At 75.9% G+C, this 1,971-nt stretch carries 3 protein-coding genes; 2 read left to right on the plus strand and 1 reads right to left on the minus strand.

Features of this window, described 5'->3' with window-relative positions:
- On the plus strand, nucleotides 1-463 hold a 463-nt coding region (locus CTKZ_RS16045; RefSeq protein ID WP_124343886.1), incomplete at its 5' end, for a GNAT family N-acetyltransferase.
- 42 nt (nucleotides 464-505) lie between these two features.
- Here CTKZ_RS16045 and CTKZ_RS16050 read toward each other — a convergent pair.
- Complete coding sequence (locus tag CTKZ_RS16050; RefSeq protein WP_124343887.1) at nucleotides 506-1,450, minus strand: DUF808 domain-containing protein; 945 nt, start codon at nucleotides 1,448-1,450, stop codon at nucleotides 506-508.
- Nucleotides 1,451-1,603: 153 nt separating this feature from the next.
- Between CTKZ_RS16050 and CTKZ_RS16055 the strand changes: the two genes are divergently transcribed.
- Nucleotides 1,604-1,971 (plus strand): alpha/beta fold hydrolase (locus CTKZ_RS16055; protein ID WP_124343888.1); only part of this gene is annotated, 368 nt, incomplete at its 3' end.

Consider the following 1,971-nt stretch of genomic DNA (forward strand, 5'->3'; position numbering starts at 1 on the left):
CGCGAGCCGCGGCGAGGGGGTGCAGCTCGTCGAGAGCGACCGGCTCGAGACGCGCCCCGACGACGAGGCCGTCGTGCTCGGCGCGCGCGACGTCCCGGAGATGCTCGACCTCGTCGCGCGCACGCAGCCGGGCCCGTTCGCGTCCCGCACGCACGAGCTCGGCCGCTACGTCGGGATCCGCCGCGAGGGCCGGCTCGTCGCCCTGGCCGGCGAACGGCTGCAGCCGGCCGGGTGGACCGAGATCAGCGCGGTGTGCACCGACCCCGCCTACCGCGGGCAGGGTCTGGCGACGCGGCTCGTGCTCGACGTCGCGCACCACGTGCGGGCACGCGGTGAGCGGGCCCTGCTGCACGCCGCGGCGACCAACACGGGGGCGATCCGGATCTACGAGCGCCTGGGCTTCCACCTGCGGCGCCGGACAGCGTTCGGCGCGCTGCGCACCCCGGGGTCCGGCGCGGTCTGACCCTGTCCGGGTGCCCACGACCGGCGTCCCGGCCGGCGCCGTTCAGTGCGCGGCGGCCGGCCGGCGGCGCGGGACGAGGTGCAGGACGGCGACGATCACCGCGCCGACGACGAGGCCGACGAGCGCCGACCCGAGGGTGTCGACGAGCCAGGCGAGCACCCCGCCGACGCCCGGCACGTGGTGCACGGCCTCCTCGAGGTGGTGCAGCACGTCGATCGGCCCGTGCCAGCCGAGGGTGTCGACGCCCGACAGGAGGATGTGCCCGCCGACCCACAGCATCGCCACGATGCCGACCGTCGACAGCACCGACAGCACCTTCGGCATCGCCCGGACCAGGACGCGGCCCGTGGCCGCCGCCGCCCGGTTCTCGCGGCCCGCGAGGTGCAGCCCGATGTCGTCCATCTTCACGATGAGCGCGACGACGCCGTAGACGAGCGCCGTGATGAGGAGCGCGACGACGGCGAGGATGAGCGCCCGGGAGAGCAGCGGCTCGTCGGCGACCTCGTTGAGGGCGATGACCATGATCTCCGCGGACAGGATGAAGTCCGTGCGGATCGCGCCGCCGACCATCGTCTTCTCGGTGTCGGCGCCCTGCGCCGCGGCGGGCGTGCTCGTGTGCTCCTTCGCGTGCCCGCTGACGAGCTCCCAGATCTTCTCCGCGCCCTCGTACGACAGGTACGCGCCGCCGACCATGAGGATCGGCGTCAGCAGCCACGGCAGGAACTGGCTCAGCAGCAGGGCCGCCGGGAGGATGAACAGCAGCTTGTTGCGCAGCGACCCGACGGCGATGCGGCGGATGATCGGCAGCTCACGGTCGGGCGTGAACCCGTGCACGTAGCGCGGCGTGACGGCGGTGTCGTCGATCACGACGCCCGCGGCCTTCGCGCTCGCCCGCCCCGCGGCCGCGCCCACGTCGTCGACCGACGCCGCCGCGAGCTTCGCGAGCGCCGCGATGTCGTCCAGGAGGGCCGCGAGACCGCCTGCCATCACCATCTCCTTCACCGGCCCGCAGGCCGTCCGTGGTGGCGCCGCGTTCGGTCGCCTCGCGCAAGGCTAGGGCGCCGCAGGCCGGTCGGCGCGTCACGTCCGCCGGCCCCGCCCGACCGGGTGGGCGGCCCGCACGTGCGCCAGCATGGGCGCATGAGCGAGACGCACGTCCACGAGCTCGACGTCGCGGTGCCGGGCGGCGTCGTCCACGCCTACGACACGGGACCGGCGACCGCACCCGACGGGCGTCCCGCGCTCCCGCTCGTCTGGTGCCACGGCACGCCCAACCTCGGGGCGCCGCCGCGGCCGATGCTCGAGCCCGCCCGGCGCCTCGGGCTGCGGTTCGTGTCGTACGACCGCCCGGGCTACGGCGGGTCCACGGCCCGCCCCGACCGCAGCGTCGGTTCCGCCGCCGCCGACGTCGCCGCGGTGCTCGACGCGCTCGGGCTCGACCGGTGCGCGGTGATCGGCCACTCCGGCGGCGGCCCGCACGCGCTCGCGTGCGCGGCCCTGCTGCGCGG

Origin of the sequence: Cellulomonas algicola, assembly GCF_003851725.1 — a bacterium.
Classification (GTDB): Bacteria; Actinomycetota; Actinomycetes; order Actinomycetales; family Cellulomonadaceae; genus Cellulomonas; species Cellulomonas algicola.

Coding starts and splice junctions, on each gene's coding strand:
- CTKZ_RS16050 (WP_124343887.1), bottom strand. CDS start 1,450: ATGGCAGGCGGTCTCGCGGCCCTCCTGGACGACATCGCGGCGCTCGCG.